The organism is Acinetobacter sp. TR11 (genome assembly GCF_027105035.1).
Lineage (GTDB): Bacteria > Pseudomonadota > Gammaproteobacteria > Pseudomonadales > Moraxellaceae > Acinetobacter.
In genome coordinates this window covers 1,574,228-1,592,471 of sequence record NZ_CP114256.1, presented here as the reverse complement: position 1 = coordinate 1,592,471, position 18,244 = coordinate 1,574,228, and the positions used below count along the sequence as shown (strand labels likewise).

General features: G+C 38.1%; 18 protein-coding genes. 5 read left to right on the top strand and 13 right to left on the bottom strand.

Features of this window, described 5'->3' with window-relative positions:
• Positions 1–3: 3 nt before the first annotated feature.
• From lpxA to rimO, 12 genes are all read right to left on the bottom strand, one after another.
• Positions 4–792, bottom strand: a complete 789-nt coding sequence (lpxA, locus tag O1450_RS07695) for an acyl-ACP--UDP-N-acetylglucosamine O-acyltransferase (RefSeq protein ID WP_269230324.1) — start codon at positions 790–792, stop codon at positions 4–6.
• Positions 789–1,274 carry a 3-hydroxyacyl-ACP dehydratase FabZ gene (gene fabZ, locus O1450_RS07690; RefSeq protein ID WP_004662038.1) on the bottom strand — a complete coding sequence of 162 codons (486 nt, stop codon included), beginning with the start codon at positions 1,272–1,274 and terminating at the stop codon, positions 789–791. Before fabZ ends, lpxA begins: the two co-directional genes overlap by 4 nt.
• A gap of 6 nt (positions 1,275–1,280) precedes the next feature.
• Complete coding sequence (lpxD, locus tag O1450_RS07685) at positions 1,281–2,351, bottom strand: UDP-3-O-(3-hydroxymyristoyl)glucosamine N-acyltransferase (RefSeq protein WP_269230323.1); 1,071 nt, start codon at positions 2,349–2,351, stop codon at positions 1,281–1,283.
• Between the two features lie 3 nt (positions 2,352–2,354).
• A complete protein-coding gene (locus O1450_RS07680; protein WP_269230322.1) occupies positions 2,355–2,855 on the bottom strand; it encodes an OmpH family outer membrane protein in 501 nt (166 codons plus the stop codon).
• A gap of 40 nt (positions 2,856–2,895) precedes the next feature.
• Positions 2,896–5,406 (bottom strand): outer membrane protein assembly factor BamA, encoded by a 2,511-nt coding sequence (gene bamA, locus O1450_RS07675; RefSeq protein WP_269230321.1) that lies wholly within the window; start codon positions 5,404–5,406, stop codon positions 2,896–2,898.
• A 36-nt stretch (positions 5,407–5,442) separates the two neighbouring features.
• Entirely contained in the window at positions 5,443–6,798 is a 1,356-nt protein-coding gene (gene rseP, locus O1450_RS07670; protein WP_269230320.1) for an RIP metalloprotease RseP, read from the bottom strand.
• Positions 6,799–6,803: 5 nt separating this feature from the next.
• Positions 6,804–8,000 carry a 1-deoxy-D-xylulose-5-phosphate reductoisomerase gene (ispC, locus tag O1450_RS07665; protein ID WP_269230319.1) on the bottom strand — a complete coding sequence of 399 codons (1,197 nt, stop codon included), beginning with the start codon at positions 7,998–8,000 and terminating at the stop codon, positions 6,804–6,806.
• The gene (locus O1450_RS07660; RefSeq protein WP_269230318.1) at positions 8,001–8,828 is read right to left on the bottom strand and encodes a phosphatidate cytidylyltransferase; all 828 of its coding nucleotides are present in this window, start codon (positions 8,826–8,828) and stop codon (positions 8,001–8,003) included. It lies immediately after the preceding gene.
• A 2-nt stretch (positions 8,829–8,830) separates the two neighbouring features.
• Positions 8,831–9,580, bottom strand: coding sequence for a polyprenyl diphosphate synthase (gene uppS / locus O1450_RS07655; protein WP_269230317.1), 750 nt, complete (start codon positions 9,578–9,580; stop codon positions 8,831–8,833).
• Positions 9,581–9,584: 4 nt separating this feature from the next.
• Complete coding sequence (gene frr / locus O1450_RS07650) at positions 9,585–10,139, bottom strand: ribosome recycling factor (RefSeq protein ID WP_004662028.1); 555 nt, start codon at positions 10,137–10,139, stop codon at positions 9,585–9,587.
• A 77-nt stretch (positions 10,140–10,216) separates the two neighbouring features.
• Positions 10,217–10,945 carry a UMP kinase gene (gene pyrH / locus O1450_RS07645; RefSeq protein WP_004662027.1) on the bottom strand — a complete coding sequence of 243 codons (729 nt, stop codon included), beginning with the start codon at positions 10,943–10,945 and terminating at the stop codon, positions 10,217–10,219.
• A 51-nt stretch (positions 10,946–10,996) separates the two neighbouring features.
• Entirely contained in the window at positions 10,997–12,340 is a 1,344-nt protein-coding gene (gene rimO / locus O1450_RS07640; RefSeq protein ID WP_269230316.1) for a 30S ribosomal protein S12 methylthiotransferase RimO, read from the bottom strand.
• A gap of 328 nt (positions 12,341–12,668) precedes the next feature.
• Here rimO and glnL point away from each other — a divergent pair, with 328 nt between their 5' ends.
• From glnL to O1450_RS07615, 5 genes are all read left to right on the top strand, one after another.
• Positions 12,669–13,778 (top strand): nitrogen regulation protein NR(II), encoded by a 1,110-nt coding sequence (gene glnL, locus O1450_RS07635; protein WP_269230315.1) that lies wholly within the window; start codon positions 12,669–12,671, stop codon positions 13,776–13,778.
• Positions 13,765–15,252 carry a nitrogen regulation protein NR(I) gene (gene glnG / locus O1450_RS07630; protein ID WP_005216038.1) on the top strand — a complete coding sequence of 496 codons (1,488 nt, stop codon included), beginning with the start codon at positions 13,765–13,767 and terminating at the stop codon, positions 15,250–15,252. Before glnL ends, glnG begins: the two co-directional genes overlap by 14 nt.
• A gap of 147 nt (positions 15,253–15,399) precedes the next feature.
• Positions 15,400–16,041: a TetR/AcrR family transcriptional regulator gene (locus O1450_RS07625; protein WP_004662020.1), complete on the top strand. Its 642-nt coding sequence runs from the start codon at positions 15,400–15,402 to the stop codon at positions 16,039–16,041.
• Positions 16,042–16,153: 112 nt separating this feature from the next.
• Positions 16,154–17,074, top strand: coding sequence for an ornithine carbamoyltransferase (gene argF / locus O1450_RS07620; RefSeq protein ID WP_004662017.1), 921 nt, complete (start codon positions 16,154–16,156; stop codon positions 17,072–17,074).
• Between the two features lie 150 nt (positions 17,075–17,224).
• Entirely contained in the window at positions 17,225–17,749 is a 525-nt protein-coding gene (locus O1450_RS07615; RefSeq protein WP_004662015.1) for a protein tyrosine phosphatase family protein, read from the top strand.
• Here O1450_RS07615 and ispF read toward each other — a convergent pair.
• Positions 17,737–18,228: a 2-C-methyl-D-erythritol 2,4-cyclodiphosphate synthase gene (ispF, locus tag O1450_RS07610; protein ID WP_269230314.1), complete on the bottom strand. Its 492-nt coding sequence runs from the start codon at positions 18,226–18,228 to the stop codon at positions 17,737–17,739. The genes O1450_RS07615 and ispF overlap by 13 nt on opposite strands.
• Between the last annotated feature and the right edge of the window lie 16 nt (positions 18,229–18,244).

Here is an 18,244-nt window from a genome sequence, read left to right as displayed (position 1 = left end):
ATTTTAACGGACAATACCGCGTGTAGACTTTTCGAGTGAATCAATAAACAATTGTGCTTCAGGCGTCTTCGTCAGTATGTCGCTACGAATCTGCTCAATGGCTTGCTCAGTGGTTAAACCAGCCTTATAAATCAGCTTGTATGCTTCTCTTAAACCTTGAATCGTATCTCGAGTCCAACCTTTACGTCGCATGCCTTCAATATTCATACCGTAAGCATGTGCAGGATTACCAGATGCCATCACGTAAGCCGGAACGTCCTTAAGAATTAAAGATGCTCCACCAATCATGCTATATGAATCAATACGGCAGAACTGATGAATACCCGCATTACCACCTACAATAACATGATTACCTACATGGACATGACCCGCAACGCCCACATTATTGGCAAAAATATTGTGATCACCAATTACACAATCATGTGCAATATGAGTATTCACCATGAATAAGTTATGACTGCCAATTTTTGTTATTGCATTATCCTGAACCGTACCTCTATGCAAAGTACAATGTTCACGAATAAAGTTATTATCCCCTATTTCTAGCCATGTCTCTTCACCTTGATACTTTAAATCTTGGCAAATTTCACCGACACTCGAAAACTGAAAAATATCATTATTTTTTCCAATTTTCGTAAAACCGCCAATTACCACATGTGAACGTAATTTAGTCCCAGCATCAATCGTTACATTCGGACCAACAATACAATAAGGTCCAATTTGTACATCAGATGCAATTTCTGCAGATGGGTCAATAATTGCGGTTGTGTGAATTAGGTTTTGACTACTCATGTCTGCTCAATTTTTTGGTGGGAAATAATGATCTCTGCTGTTGCAGCGACAATACCGTCGACACTAGCCTTACAATTGTACTTGTAAATGCCACGTTTTTGCATCACTAGTTCTGATTTTAAGACAAGCTGGTCACCAGCAACAACTTGTTTCTTAAATCTTACTTTTTCTGCGCCAGCAAATAAGAACAATGATCCTTCTTTTGGCTTTTGATTGGTCAATACAAAGCCTAATATTCCTGAGACCTGTGCGAGAGCTTCAATAATCAACACACCCGGCATAATCGGGTATGTCGGGAAATGCCCTTGCAAAAACTCTTCATTAATAGAGACATTTTTATAGCCGACAATACTATTCTCAGTTATTTCTGTAACTCTATCAACAAGTAAAAAAGGATAACGATGCGGTAAATATTCACGAATCGTCAGAATATCCATGGGTAATGCAGGCATTGTAAATGCTGGAGATGTAGACTCAGTCATAATAAATTATTTACGTAACTTAAAGGTTGATTCAAGGGACTCTAATTGAGCTTGCATATGATCAAGCCTTTTAGTGATTTGGGTCAATGGCACATCTGCTAATTGTCTAAGGCGTACAACAGTTCTTTTCCAGTGACTATTTTCAAATAGTCCAATTCCCGAAGAAAAGATTCCCGCTTCAGAAATACTTTTTGTGACCATTGACATTCCAGTAAGCGTCACATTATTCGCAATATTTAAATGCCCTGCAACTGCACTGCCACCACCGATAATACAGTTTTTGCCAATTCGGACACTTCCAGCAATTGCCGTGTTTGCAGCGATGGCTGTATGTTGATCAATTTGAACATTGTGGGCAATTTGCACAAGGTTATCAATAATGACGCCATCTGCTAAAATTGTGTCATCTAATGCGCCACGATCAATACTACAATTTGAGCCAATACGGACATCATTACCGATTCTTACCGAACCGAGTTGAGCAATACGGTGCCATTTTCCTTGATAAGGTGCAAAACCAAAACCTTCTGATCCAATCACAGTATTCGCATGAATACGAACCCGATCTTTTAACTTTGCACCGCCCGTGATCGTGACATGCGCATCAATGAAACAGTCATTACCAATTTCAACTTCATCATCAATAAAAGCATGTGCTTGGATAATTGTATTATGTCCAATAACACAATGCTCACCAATGACAGCATAGTGCCCTATATAAGCATTATCAGCCACAATTGCAGAAGGATGAATTTGAGCAGTACTTTCGATACCTTTTCGAGAAATTTTCTTCTCAAATAAATGTGTAAGAGTTGCAAAAGCAAGATAAGGATTTTCTACAATGATAAAATTTTGCTTCGATGATAATTGTTGTTTTAATGCAGTTGTTACAATATAAACACCTGCTTCGCTTGCTTCAGCTTGTGCTAAATATTTTTCACCATTTACAAAACAAATGTGATGATTTTGTGCCTGTTCCAAACTAGACAAATTAGAAATTTTAAAATCTTTATCACCAAAAAGCTCACCTTTTACAAGATGAGCTATTTCTTCTAAACGATAACTACGTCTATTCATTGATTATTTCAGTGCGTTAACCTTTTGGATCATTTTATCAGTTAAATCATACTGAGCGTCAGAGGCAATTGTTGAATTTTTATTCAAAATAAGATCTAAATTATTTTCTTTTCTTAATTGCTCAGCTGCTTGCTTCACTTTTCCTTCAAATGCAGTGTTCATTGACTGCAATGAAGACTGTACTTTAGTCTGTAAGCCCTGTTGGGTTGTATTGAACTCATTTAACTTAGCTTGATACAGCGCAGTCATTTTCTGAATATCAGCTTGATTCATCTTAGGACCATCAGTTTGCGCTTTTTGCTGCATAGTTTCTAATTCTTTGCCTAATTGTTCTAATCTCGTCGATGTTGGTTTAACTGATTGACCAAGAGCAGCATTTTGTTGTTTAAGATATGTGCTACTTTCAACTACGCGAGTTAGATCAACAACACCTATACCAGCAGCATTCGTCATAGCAGAAACCGTTAAACCTAAGCCTAACATCAACATCGTTAATTTTTTCATTATTTCGTCCTTTTATATTTTAAGAGTTTAAGGGCCGTACTTAGAAAGTACGACCAATTTCGAATTGAATAGATTTGGTATTATCACCACTCTTATCATTAAGCGGATAAGCATAACTTAATGATAATGGACCAATCATCGTAATCCACGTAAAACCAGCGCCAACGCTATAACGCATATTGCCAAAATCGAACTTGTAGTTATCATTACAATATTGTTTGATATCAACAGTACTAGCACCTACTAATATATTACCCTTTGGTACATTACATTGCGTATCAAATACCTGAGCACCCTCGGCAAAAAGTACAGGTCGAACTTGACGTGTCCAATCGCCCTTAAATGGCAAAGGTAATGCTAACTCTGTTCCAAATTGAACCAAGGCATTCCCACCAACTTCTTCTGGGCTCGGGTCATTTTTACCAGTTGCTTGGAAAATTACACTTGGGTATTTAGGTCCTAGTGAACTATTGTCATAACCACGAACAGATCCATAACCACCCGCATAGAAGTTCTTATAGAATGGTAGGTCATTACCATAACCTAATTTACCATAGCCTCTAAGTACAAATCCCATCGGCAATGATTTGAATGCCTGAGCATCATAAGTCATTTTTTGATAGTCAACATCACTACCTGGAAGGCCTACTTCTAGACCCACACGGTGCGACATACCTGAAGTTGGGAATAGTGGTCTGTTCAAGGTGTTATAAGACCAACCTAAGTTTAAATTATAAGTTAAGAATGTACCTTCAAAAGCACTATCATAGTTTTTAAAACCACCTTCACAAGTTCCTGGAACTTCTTTTTGATCTATAACCTGATTTTTTCCACTTGGACACCAAGTGGATTGAGCTGTTGCTTTACCACCATTTGCCAGCAAATAATCACGAATGTATGTAGATACGCTTGGACCTGTTCTTACTTTAGTTTGATCGATACCTAAAGACGCACTAATACTCTGATTTTCATCAATTGGGTAGCCGAAACTTAAACTACCACCGACGCTATCTGTCACGTAGTTATTGACGTTATAGTTCTCACTTAACTTCGTTTTTCGATAATAAACGTTGTAACCACGACTAACACCATCAATAGTAAAATATGGGTCCGTCACACTTAAGTTATAATAGTCTTGTGTTTCGGAACGAGATAAATCAATCGCAACACGATTCCCAGTACCCATAAAGTTGGTTTGACTCAAACCAGCTTGGAATGTCACACCACCATTTTGAGAATAACCTACTGCTAATGTCGTTGTGCCAGAATGTTGCTCTTCAACATCTACATTTAAATCGACTTGGTCTGGAGAATTAGGTACGCGAACAGGTTTTACATCAACAGTTTTAAAGAAACCTGTGCGTTCTAAACGCACTTTTGATAAATCAATTTTTTCATTACTTGCTAAAGCACCTTCCATTTGGCGCATTTCACGACGTAATACTTCATCCGCTGTTTTACTATTTCCAGTAAAGTTAATACGACGAACAGTGACTTGCTGACCAGGATTAATGTAATAATTGAGGTTTACGATACCAGTTTGATTGTTAATTTCAGGTACAACATTCACTTCAGCATAGTAATAACCTGCATTACCATATTTACGAAGTAGTAATTGCTTCACCGCATTTACTTTTTCTTGTGAATAAGTTTCACCATCTTTATATAGTTTTAGTGCTTTTAATTCTTCAGGTTTATAGAGTGCATCGCCTAAGAATTTGGTTTCACCAAACTTAAACTGACCGCCTTCATCAACTGAGACCTCAATGAAAATGTGTTTTTTATCTTCACTGATGTTGAGTTGTGAATTGATAATATTAAAGTTGATATAACCTTTATTCAGATATAAAGCACGTAATGCTTCTAAGCTTGCTGCCATTTTTTCACGTGCATAGCGATCATTACGTGTAACAATCGAAGCCCAACCGCTTTCTTTAACTGCAAAAGCCTGCTTAATGTCACTATCACTAAATACAGTATTACCAATGATATTAATATCAAAAACTTTTGCAGCCGTACCTTCATTAAAATTAAGCTTGAGCTCAACACGGTTATTTGGACGAGCAATGGTATCAACCGTTACATCAGCATCATAACGACCTTGTTGAGTATATTGCTGCTCAAGTTCAGTCTCAATGATCTGCAATGCTGACTTCTTAAAGACTTCGCCCTCTGCAATCCCCATTTTCTTTAAGCCCTGCTCTAAGGCTTCTTTAGGAATCAGCTTATTACCTTTAAACTCCAATTTAGAAATAATTGGACGCTCAACAACTTTAAAAACCAATACGTTTTTTTCTTTATAGGCTTTAATGTCATCAAATAGACCTGAAGCATATAAAGTACGGATCGCCTCAGCAATCACAGGATCACTTACTCTATCGCCACTATTTATTGGTAACATAGAATAGATACTTGCAGGTGTTAAACGCACGAGGCCATCAATTCGTATATCTTGTGCAAGAAACTCATCTGCTGCGTATGCTTGTTGTACCACTGCCATCGCACTAACCAGTGCCAAAGGCATTAATAAATGTGTGTGACGCATGCCCATATATTTTCCAGTAAGTTAAATTCCGTTTGCGTTTTTTTATAAACGCATGAAGTCGTTAAATAAAGCCAAAAGCATCATGCTACCGAGCAGTACCATACCAACTTTTAGACCAAACATTTGTATTTGTTCGGAAACAGGTTTACCACGAATTGCTTCGATAAAGTAATAAACTAAGTGACCACCATCAAGCATTGGAATTGGTAATAAATTTAGGATACCCAGACTTACACTCATCAACGCCATAAAAGAAATAAAGGTTTGCCACCCCATTTCAGCACTCTGTCCTGCAACTTTTGCAATCGTAATAGGACCTGATAAGTTATCCAATCCAATTAGTCCACGTACCATTTTAGTAATCGAACTAAAAATCATACCTGACAATTGTGTTGTTTTTTCAACAGCGACACCTAATGCTTCAACAGGTGAATACTGAATGGTTTGTTTGTATTCATTGGGAATCGTGATTTTACCCGCATCACTTTTCACTCCAAGAACACCACTCATATTACCCATATTGTCACGTTGACCTTGCGGCATCACCTGTAAATGTACAAGTTGACCTTGACGTATTACATCAATATTCAAAAGTTTTTCAGGTGAATTTTGCACAACATTCACAACATCAAACCAATCTTTCATTGCAACACTATCAATTGCGACGATGCGATCACCCACTTTCATACCTTGGCGTATTGCAGCACCATCTGGGCTCAATTCCTTTACAGTCGCTGATATAAATGGACGATAAGGTAAGAAACCTAATACATCTAATGGAGATTGGCTTTGATCTTTTAAAAAGTCTTTAATTGGCAAATTGTATTGTTTTTCAGTTCCCGCACGATCAACAACAATCGAAACTTGACCAGTCTCTCCAACGCGATTAACCAAAGCGTAATTCAGTTTTTCCCATGTTGCAGTTGTTTGACCATCCACCATCACCACTTTATCGCCAACATGTAAATCGACTTGGGCAGCAGGTGTATTTGGCATGATTTTGCCAATACGGGTATTGAGCTGTTCTTGGGCTGGTAAAAACAAAATCCAAAACAATAAAACTGCAAAAATAAGATTAATCAACGGTCCAGCAGCAACAATTGCGATACGCTTCCATGGAGATTGTCGGTTGAATGCATAAGGTAAATCTTGCTCAGCAACATTACCTTCACGTTCATCCAGCATTTTAACGTAACCACCAAGCGGCAATGCTGAAAGCTGGTATTGTATACCTGATTTTTTCGATTGCCATTTAAGCAAAGTCGGTCCAAAGCCAATAGAATAAACTAAAACCTTAACGCCTAATTTACGCGCGACCCAATAATGGCCAAACTCATGAATCGCAATCAGAGGGCCTAATAATAAAATCGCTGCAACAATCATAAATAGTGCGCTCATACGATTTAACCCCCTATACCTACGATGTACTTCTCTGCGATACCTCTTGCGATCATATCAGTCTGCAAGATGATGTCTATGCTTTCTGCTTTAGCATTTTGTACAACTTGTAAAGTATGCTCGACCACTTGCGTAATGTCAGTAAATCGAATTTGCTCTTTTAAAAATCCAGCAACCGCGATCTCATTGGCAGCATTCAAAATTGTAGGTGCTAACCCACCCGCACGCATGGCTTGACGAGCTAAATTTAAAGCTGGGAATTTAATATTATCAGGTGCCTGAAAATTTAATTGAGCTGTTTCGAACAGATTTAAAGCAGGAACATCCGTCATTAAGCGTTGCGGCCATGCTAATGCGTGCGCAATTGGCGTACACATGTCTGGGTTACCCATTTGTGCCAAAGTTGATCCATCCACATATTGCACCATGGAATGAATAATACTTTGTGGATGAACAACAACTGTAACAAAATGTTCTGATATTGAAAACAAATGACACGCTTCGATCAATTCCAAACCTTTATTCATCAAAGTCGCTGAATCTACCGAAATTTTTTGCCCCATAGACCAATTTGGATGCTTACAAGCCTGTTGAGGCGTTACATCATGTAATTGTTCTAAAGAATGATTAAGAAATGGACCACCAGAAGCTGTCAATAAAACCTGAGACACACCAAGTTGTGGCTCACCTGTTCTCTCAATCTGTAAATAATTGTGTGGTAATGACTGAAAGATCGCATTATGCTCTGAATCGACAGGAAGCAATAAAGCATTATGATCACGTGCTGCCTGCATCATGATGTCACCTGACATCACCAAGGCTTCCTTGTTTGCAAGTAACACACGTTTGCCTGCTTTGACTGCGGCAAGTGTTGGTAATAAGCCAGCAGCACCGACGATTGCAGCCATAACAATATCAACTGCATCATGTTCAGCAATGGCTATCAAACCCGCTTCATCTGTTAAAATTTCAATATTTTTTAGATTTTCTTGATTTAAACGTTGTTCTAGTTCTAATGCTTTTATTTTCGGAACAACCACTATTTTAGGGCTGTATTTTTTACATATTTCTACCAGTTCATCTAAACGACTATATGCAGAAACCGCATAAACAGAGTATTGGTCTGGGTGTCGTGCCAATACTTTTAAGGTACTTTGCCCAATTGAACCCGTAACACCCAATATACAAACAGCTTGTGTCATTTAAAGATCTACACCAATGAGTTTTACTAATACATACATACCAGTTGCAAAAATAGGCGCGGCAGCAAGAAGTGAATCAATTCGATCTAATACTCCACCATGCCCTGGAAGTACACGCCCTGAGTCTTTAATACCTGCACGACGTTTAATCATTGACTCAAATAAGTCACCTAATACTGATGCAAATACGGTAATAATTGAAAGAATTAAGAACAAAATAAGCTGGATTGTCGTTAAATTTAAATAGAAATATTGTATAACCAACATAATCACAACTGTTGTTGCAATACCACCATACAATCCTTCAACTGATTTATTCGGGCTTACTGTAGGAGCAAGTTTTCTTTTACCAAATTTACGACCAACAAAATATGCGCCACTATCTGCCCCCCAAACTAACAAGAACAAATACATCAGCCACCAAGGTGAGCTATGCCAAACCGCATAAAGCGCAGTCACTGCTGCAGAAATTAGAATAAAACCAATAGCATACAATGACATATTGTACCAATTATCTGATTCTGGAAAGCTTTTAACCCAGTAAATACTCCCTAGCCACGTAAGAATAGATGCTGCCCATAACAACAATGCAACATCATTAAAAAATAAAGCGAGTATTGAAACCGATGCTACACATATACCATATATCCAAGCCTTAGGTTTTGAAACAATAGCTTCTTTATGAGGCATAAGCTTAAACCACTCATAGCCTGCAACCCCAGCTGCTAAAATCATAAGCACAAACATTGGATAATGTGATTGCGTCGCAAACATGCAACTTAAAACAACAGCAACTAACACCAATGCGGTAATAATCCGCTCTAACATTATTAATTCTCTATTTTCGCTTGTTGAATCTGTTCTGTCGTCTTACCGAAACGTCGTTCACGTCCTGAAAAAACACGAAATGCGTAATCCAATTCTTCGACCTTAAACTCTGGCCATAAAGTTTCTGTAAAGTACAATTCTGCATACGCAGCTTGCCACAATAAGAAATTTGAAAGGCGATAATCCCCCCCTGTACGAATTAATAAATCCACAGCAGGTAGGTCATTTAGACTGACATATTTATCAAATAAATCAACATTTATATGATTTGTTTGAACTTTTCCAGCAAGAACATCTTGAGCAATACATTTTGCAGCATTCGCCATGTCCCACATACCACCATAACTAATCGCAATACTTAAGGTCATGGAATCAAAGGCAGCTGTTTTTTGTTCTGCATATCGCATTAAATCACTTAAATGATCTGAGAGGCGCGATCGGTCACCAATAAAACGTAGAGCAATATTAAACTTTTCCATACGAGGAAGCTGCTCATGAATCGTATCTTCTAACAACTTCATGAGTAAATCGACTTCATATTGTGGTCGATTCCAGTTTTCACTTGAAAATGCAAAAACCGTTAATGCTTTTACGCCGACACTTTTACAATGCTCGACAATCGGATCCAAGACATTTTTGCCTTCACGATGCCCATCACCTTTTTGCATTTGCATCTTTTTGGCAAAGCGATTGTTGCCATCCATAATGATGGCAACATGCTGAGGAAGAAGTTGATCTTCTTGCAAGGTCATAAAGTTAGACCTTCATTAATTCAGCTTCTTTCGCAGCCAAGCGCTTTTCTACTTCAGCAACGAATTTATCCGTAATTTTCTGAATATCCTCTGATGCACGGCGATCATCATCTTCAGAAATTTCTTTTTCTTTCAACAATGCTTTGATATCACCTAATACATCACGACGAATGTTTCGAATTGCAACCTTGGCATTCTCAGCTTCAGTACGTGCAACTTTTTGCATATCGCGACGTGTTTCTTCAGTCAATGCAGCCATCGGTACACGAATTGCGTCTGCTGTAATAGGATTTAATCCTAAACCAGCTTCACGAATTGCTTTATCAATTGCTGAAACCATTGAACGCTCAAATGGTTGTACTAAGAGTGTACGTGAGTCTTCAAGTCCTACGTTTGCAACTTGGTTTAATGGAACATCAGAACCATAGTAAGGAACCATCACACCATTTAAAATAGATGGATGCGCACGTCCAGTACGAACTTTTGCAAAACCTTGCTCCAAAGAGTCAAGTGTTTTATTCATACGCAATTCGCTATCTTTTTTGAGATCGTTAATCATATGATCTTCCTTACTTATTCATTAGGTATTACAAAATATTTAGACATTAGTATAAAGCGCTTTATGGCTCACGTACATTAATTCGTAACGTGAGTACCCTCTTTTTCACCCATTACAACAGAAAGTAAAGCACCCGATTTATTCATATCGAATACTTGTAATGGGACATTATGATCACGGCATAAGCAAATTGCTGTAAGATCCATTACACCCAACTTTTCATCAAGTACTTGATCGAAAGTTAAATTATCATACTTAACTGCATCATCATATTTACTTGGATCTTTATTATAAACACCATCAACTTTAGTTGCTTTTAAGATGAGGTTTGCTTCAATTTCAATACCACGTAAGCAAGCAGCTGTATCTGTGGTAAAGAATGGATTACCTGTACCCGCAACAAATACACAAACTTCACCTTGGCTTAGGTGGCGAATTGCATCACGACTTGAGTAAGATTCAACAACGGTGCCAATTGGAAGTGCAGACATTAAACGTGTTTTGATATTACGGCGCACTAATGCATCACGCATTGCCAAACCATTCATTACAGTTGCCAACATCCCCATTTGGTCACCTGTTACGCGACCTACAAGACCATCTTTTTGTAACTGACTACCACGATATAAGTTACCGCCACCAACAACGATACCAACCTGCACACCTAAACCAACCAAGTGCGCAATTGAAAGTGACATCTGATCTAATACTTGGGCATCGATACCCATATCTTTATTGCCTGCTAAAGCTTCACCAGAAAGCTTTAGCAAGATTCGTGCATAACGTGGATTTTTAGAAGCTGACATACCTTTACTCCAAACCGACTAATCTCAAAATTTCTTCAATTTAATTCAATATCAAGCTGATTTAATCTGAATCAACTTAGCAAATAAATCATATTCATCTGCATCCGTGATTTCGACTTCGAGTAAATCACCCGCTTTAATCACACTCTTATCAATATCTTCAACAAATACGTTGCCATCGATTTCTGGTGCATCTGCATATGAACGCGCAACAGCAACTGGAAATTCTTCTTCCAAGCTATCAACCAATACTGTCATCGTCTGACCAATACGCTTTTGTAGTTTTGCAGCAGAAATCGCTTGCTGAACTTCCATGAAACGCTCATAACGATCTTGCTTGATCTCCTCTGGCACATGGTCAGGAAGATCATTCGCTGTCGCACCCTCTACTGGTGAATAAGTAAAACAGCCCACGCGATCTAATTGGGCTTCTTTTAACCATTCCAATAGAGTTTGGAAATCTTCTTCAGTTTCACCAGGGAAACCCACAACAAAAGTTGAGCGAATCACCAATTCAGGGCATTTTTCACGCCACAATTTCAGACGCTCTAATGTATTTTCACTATGAGCTGGTCGCTTCATCAATTTTAAGATGCGCGGACTGGCATGCTGAAAAGGAATATCTAAATATGGCAGGATTTTTCCTTGTGCCATTAGGTCAATGACTGCATCGACATGTGGGTAAGGATAGACATAATGTAAACGCACCCAAATACCAAGCTGACCAAGTGCTTCACACATATCATAGAACTTAGTTTTTACAGGTTGACCATTCCAAAAGTCCAACTTGTATTTGGTATCGACACCATAAGCAGAAGTATCTTGAGAAATAACCAATACTTCTTTTACACCAGCGCGTTTTAATGCTGCTGCTTCATCTAACACACTACCTACAGGACGAGAAACTAAATCACCACGCATACTTGGAATAATGCAGAAAGTACAACGATGGTTACAGCCTTCTGATATTTTTAAATAAGCATAATGTTTTGGTGTTAAACGCACACCTTGTTCTGGGACTAGATCAATAAATGGGTTATGTTTTGGAGGAGCTGGTACATATTCATGTACAGCTTCCATTACATCTTGATAAGCTGCCGCCCCTGTAACTTTAAGCACATTTGGGTGCATTTGACGAATTTTATCTTCATCTTTACCTAAGCAACCTGTAACGATCACACGACCGTTCTCGCTCATGGCTTCGCCAATGGCATCTAAAGACTCTTGCACTGCAGATTCAATAAAACCACAAGTATTAACAACAACCAAATCTGCACCGTCATAATCTGATGCAACTTGATAACCTTCAGTCTTTAACTGAGTTAAAATTCGTTCAGAATCTACCAATGCCTTAGGACAACCTAAAGATACAAAACCGACTTTGGGGGTCTTCATGAATCTGCGCTCCACTTGAATCGGCGTATTGTATGACTTTTCTTTGCTGCCGCATAGCTACAAAGCCATCTCTTTGTGTAATGCACCAAAATACAACCAAAATTTTAAACAAACCCCAACAACGCACCATTTTAAAGCATGATAAAATATTGAAATAACTCAATCTATGTGAAAAATACAGCATAAACTCATTATTTATGAATTAAGTTATTGAATATTAGCCAATACAAAGTTGGCTTGCATTTTGCATTAAATACATTTCAGAAGTTAATGGCTATTCATCTACATTGATATTTATTGCGCCATTTTAAAACAGGACGATTCACAAATGGATCAACATAACACTATCGACTATCGACTGCTCGTAGATAATCTGACCACTGCCATATTATTGGTCGATAGTAATCTTAATATTTTTTATTTAAATTCGGCTTGTGAAGCATTATTCGATGTTAGTTTACTTCGCGCGTCAGGCCAACCAGTGCTCAATCTGCTTCATGCACATGATGATGCATTTAATACACATGAAGCTTTATTAAATACATTAGAAAGCGGACAACATTACACACGTCGCGAAGCTGTAATTAATGTGAACTTTAAACCAATCCATGTGGATTATACGGTCTCACAATTAAATGCAGGTAAAAGTTATCACCCACTTTTATTAATCGAACTGAATCCAATTGATCGAATGTTGAAAATTTCTAAAGAAGAAAATTTAGTACAACAACATCAAGTCGCGCGCCAATTGGTCCGTGGCGTGGCACATGAAATTAAAAATCCTTTAGCGGGCATTCGTGGTGCAACACAATTACTTGCTCGCAGCTTAAATGATGAAAGCTATCGTGAGTTTACCGACATTATTATTAGTGAAGTCGATCGCCTAACCAATCTAGCAGATACCATGCTTGGTTCACGTCAATTACCAAGCTACGAGCTGGTTAATGTTCATGAACCTTTAGAGCGCGTTCGTTCACTTATTGTGAATCAAACGAAGAAAAAAATTAAGATTACCCGCGATTACGACCTATCTTTACCTGATGTGATGGCTGACCGTGATCAACTGATTCAAGTTATGCTCAATATCAGCGTAAATGCTGTGCAAGCAATGACTGAAAATAAAGATTTTTTTGTCGATTCAGAACCAGAGCTGATTTTAAGAACGCGCATTCAACGCTTAGTGACAATTAACGGTGTTCTGAATCGCTCATCGATAAGAATTGATATTGAAGACAATGGACCAGGTGTTCCAGAAAGCATATTAGAGTCTGTATTTTACCCGCTTGTTACTGGACGAGCAAAAGGTACAGGACTTGGCCTCAGTATCGCGCAAAACATTATGCATCAACACAACGGAATGATCGAATGTCAGTCCGTTCCAGGAAAAACCATATTTAGCTTATATTTACCTTGGGAGTTAGACCGTGTCACGAAATAAAATTTGGGTAATAGATGATGATCGTGCCATGCGTTGGGTACTCGAAAAAACTTTTAAAGAAGAAGGTTTTGACGTCACCAACTTTGAAGAAGCACAAACAGCGCTAGAACGTTTGCATGATGCTGCACCCGATGTCATTTTGACAGATATTCGCATGCCTGGAATTGATGGCTTAACTTTCTTATCTAAAGTTAAAAACACACATCCAGATCTACCTGTCATCATCATGACAGCACATTCTGATTTAGAATCTGCTGTCTCGAGTTACCAAACTGGTGCATTTGAGTATTTACCAAAACCATTTGATATCGATGAAGCTTTAGCATTAGTGAATCGTGCTATTTTGCACATCAATAAATTGCAACAACAAGAAGCAACCAAAGCCACGACGCCTTTACAATCAACCGAAATCATTGGTGAATCACCTGCAATGCAGGAAGTATTCCGTGCAATTGGACGTTTATCTCAATCCCATATCACGGTATTGATTAATGGTGAATCTGGTACAGGTAAAGAACTTGTTGCACATGCATTACACAAACATTCGCCTCGTCGTGCTAAACCATTTATTGCACTCAATATGGCTGCCATTCCAAAAGACTTAATTGAAACTGAGTTATTTGGGCATGAGAAAGGCGCGTTTACAGGTGCAAATACTCAGCATCAAGGTCGCTTTGAGCAAGCCAACGGCGGTACATTATTTCTTGATGAAATTGGTGATATGCCTTTTGAAACACAAACACGCTTACTTCGCGTCCTTGCTGATGGCGAGTTCTACCGTGTTGGGGGACACATTCCAGTTAAAGTTGATGTCCGAATTGTAGCCGCAACTCACCAAGACTTAGAGAAGTTGGTGAATGAAGGTCGTTTCCGTGAGGACTTGTACCATCGCCTTAATGTCATTCGCATTCATATTCCGAAACTTGCTCATCGTAGCGAAGATATTCCTATGCTTGCGCAACATTTCTTGGCGCGTGCAGGTAAAGAATTAGGTGTTAGTCCTAAAATCTTACGTACAGAAACAACTGACTATATGCAGCAACTCCCTTGGCCAGGTAACGTTCGTCAATTAGAAAATACTTGTCGTTGGTTAACAGTAATGATTACTGGACGTGAAGTCTATCCAGAAGATCTACCTGCTGAGCTAAAACAAGTTGCTATACAAAAGTCGACAAATGACGCATCAGCTACAAGCCCAGCTTTAGTTGAAAGAATTGCTGTACATCATTGGGATGAGCTACTAGCTCAATGGGCAATTCAAAAATTAAAAAATGGCGAAATGAAAATTTTAGATATCGCAACACCAATGTTTGAGCGCACTTTGATTAATGCAGCCCTTCAACAAACACGTGGTCGCAAACGCCATGCAGCAGAGCTTTTAGGTTGGGGCCGTAACACGCTTACTCGCAAACTTAAAGAGCTTGGCATGGATTCAACAGACGATGATGAAGACGATGAAGTGCGTTCAGCATAAATCATAAATAGTCCATAAAAGCGAGTAATGATCACATTACTCGCTTTTTTACATTGAGATGTTTAGATACATGATCCAATGCCATAGCCATACAATACATATGGTTTTTGCTATAATAAAATATTCCCTCAACGCTCATTGAATATAATGACTGATATTTGTTACCCAAGTTGCGAACAACCTCAAACTCGTCGTGGTCAAGAACGTCGCCTTGCCTTATTACTATGTGCAACCGATTTATTTCTTGAAAAAGGTTATGATGCGGTTTCCTTGGATGATATTGTCAATCATGCAGGTGGCTCAAAAGCTTCTATTTATAAATATTTTGGCAACAAAGAAGGGCTTTTTACTGCGATTTGTGATTATCGTCGTGAGGTGTTTTTTAAAGGTGTTTGTTTTCCATACACTTCGGAACAAAATAATTTAAGAACATACCTTGTACAAACATTACAACGCTTTTATCAACATATTATTCAACCTGAAAATATTGCCTTTATGCGTATGTTCACAGAGCAAACTCAAAAAGATATACAATTAGCGCACTATTTTTATGACCAATGTGCTTTAAATATACAGAATACGATTGCATTTGCTTTAGGTCAGGCACACGACCTCAATGAAATATACTGCTCTAACCCTCATTTCTCTGCCATGATGTATTTCGGAATTCTACGTGATGTTGAGTGGCGACTTTTAATGGGTTTAGAAGTATCAGCAAATGACGCTGAAATAACTGATTATATTAATTATTCCGTTGATTTATTCTTAAAAGCTCATCAAAAAGTCTAATTCTTTTGCATTTTTTAGGTGGTGTAGTATAGTAGTCAATTCCTTTTTTATCACCACCCATTAAATAACAATTAATTATTGTTTTTATTCAATAATTATTGTGGGAGTAACTATGGCGCTTCGGCATTTCCTGACTTTACGAGACCTTTCAACTTTAGAGTTGCAACGCATTTTAGACCGTGCTCAAGAATTGAAACGCATGCAACATGCAAATACGGTTTTTCAACCATTTGTAGGTAAAGTCTTAGGAATGATTTTTGAGAAATCGAGTACACGTACACGTATTTCTTTTGAAGCTGGCATTTGCCAATTTGGCGGTAACGCGATTTTCCTTTCTCCACGAGATACTCAATTAGGTCGTGGTGAGCCAATTGAGGATTCAGCACGTGTCATTTCAAGCATGCTTGATATCGTGATGATTCGTACTTTTGGCCATGATATTGTTGAACGTTTTGCTTCTTATTCGAAAGTTCCTGTCATTAATGGATTAACGGATGACCACCATCCATGTCAATTACTTGCTGACTTACAAACCTTTCAAGAACACCGTGGAAGCATCAAAGGTAAAACGGTTGCTTGGATTGGCGATGGCAACAATATGTGTAATTCATACATTGAAGCAGCACATATGATGGGTTTTAAACTCAAAATTGCTGCACCTGAAGGTTACGAACCAAAACCTGAGTTTTTAACTGAATTTGCCGATTGTGTAGAAGTGTTCAATAAAGCTGAGGATGCTGCGGTTAATGCTGACTTGATCGTAACTGATGTATGGGCAAGCATGGGGCAAGAAGAAGAACAAAAACTTCGTGAAAAAGCATTTGCTGATTTCCAAGTGAATGAAAAATTAATGGATCTGGCTCATCCAGATTGTTTATTTATGCATTGCTTACCCGCACACCGTGGCGAAGAAATTTCTGAACACATGCTGGATCATAAAAATGCTGTTGTTTGGGATGAAGCAGAGAATCGCTTACATGCTCAAAAGGCATTAATGGAATTCTTATTAAATGAGAATTTGAAAAAAGACTAAATAGCTAAAGAAAACAGCATCATCATGATGCTGTTTTTATTTTTGCGATCTAAATTGAACACTTAAATAAAAACACTTATAGTAGAAAATCTTTTATTAGAAGAAGTTTCTCCTCTTGGTTGAAACTTTGATAACTACAAAGCGAACATTATGACTTCACTCGAACAAGCACTGTCTGAAATTCCTAGTTTTTCTTTGGTGCACGAGCATCTATTTAGTTCTGCTCAGCCAAGCGCTGAACAATTATTGCAAATTAAAGAATATGGCTGTAGTACAGTAATCAATCTTGCGACAAGCAAATCAGAAAATCATTTAGCGAAACAAGACCAAATCTGCTTGGATTTAGGCTTAAACTACATTCATATTCCTATTGATTGGGATCTTCCTTGTGCAGAACAATGCTTATTCGTTTTAGATTTAATTGCTCATCTTGTTCAAAATGAAATTGTTTGGCTGCATTGTGCCAAAAACATGCGTGTAAGTAGTTTGATGTATTTATATCGTCAATTTTATATGGATATGGATATGCCCACAGCTCAAGCATTACTTCATGAGATTTGGGAACCGAATGAGACTTGGACTGGTTTAATTCATAGTATTACTTTACAACTGCAAGGTCGTAAAGCAACACTTGAACTTGAACAATCATTAATGGATGTAGATCATCTTGCTTGATGTGAAATTAAGACTGTTGCTGTTGCTAAAATGCCTTCTTGACGACCTGTAAATCCTAGTTGTTCCGTTGTTGTTGCTTTGATACTAATTTGGGTGATATCGACTTCAAGTACATCAGCAACACTTTGGCGCATTTCTAAATTATGTTTTGCGAGCTTTGGACGTTCACACGCAACTGTGATATCAGCATTATTTAAATGATAACCACGATCTAAAATTAATTGATATACATGTTTCAATAACATCCGGCTATCAGCCCCTTTATACTCAGGATCATTATCTGGGAAATGTTGCCCAATATCTCCCAATGCTAATGCGCCAAGTAAAGCATCACTCAATGCATGCAAGACTACATCACCATCTGAATGCGCTTTTAAACCATGTGTATGCGGAATTTTAATCCCAGCTAAAGTAACGAAACTGCCTTCTTCAAAAGCATGTACATCAATCCCTTGTCCAATACGAATCTGAGCAACCATATGATTTTCCTTTTAC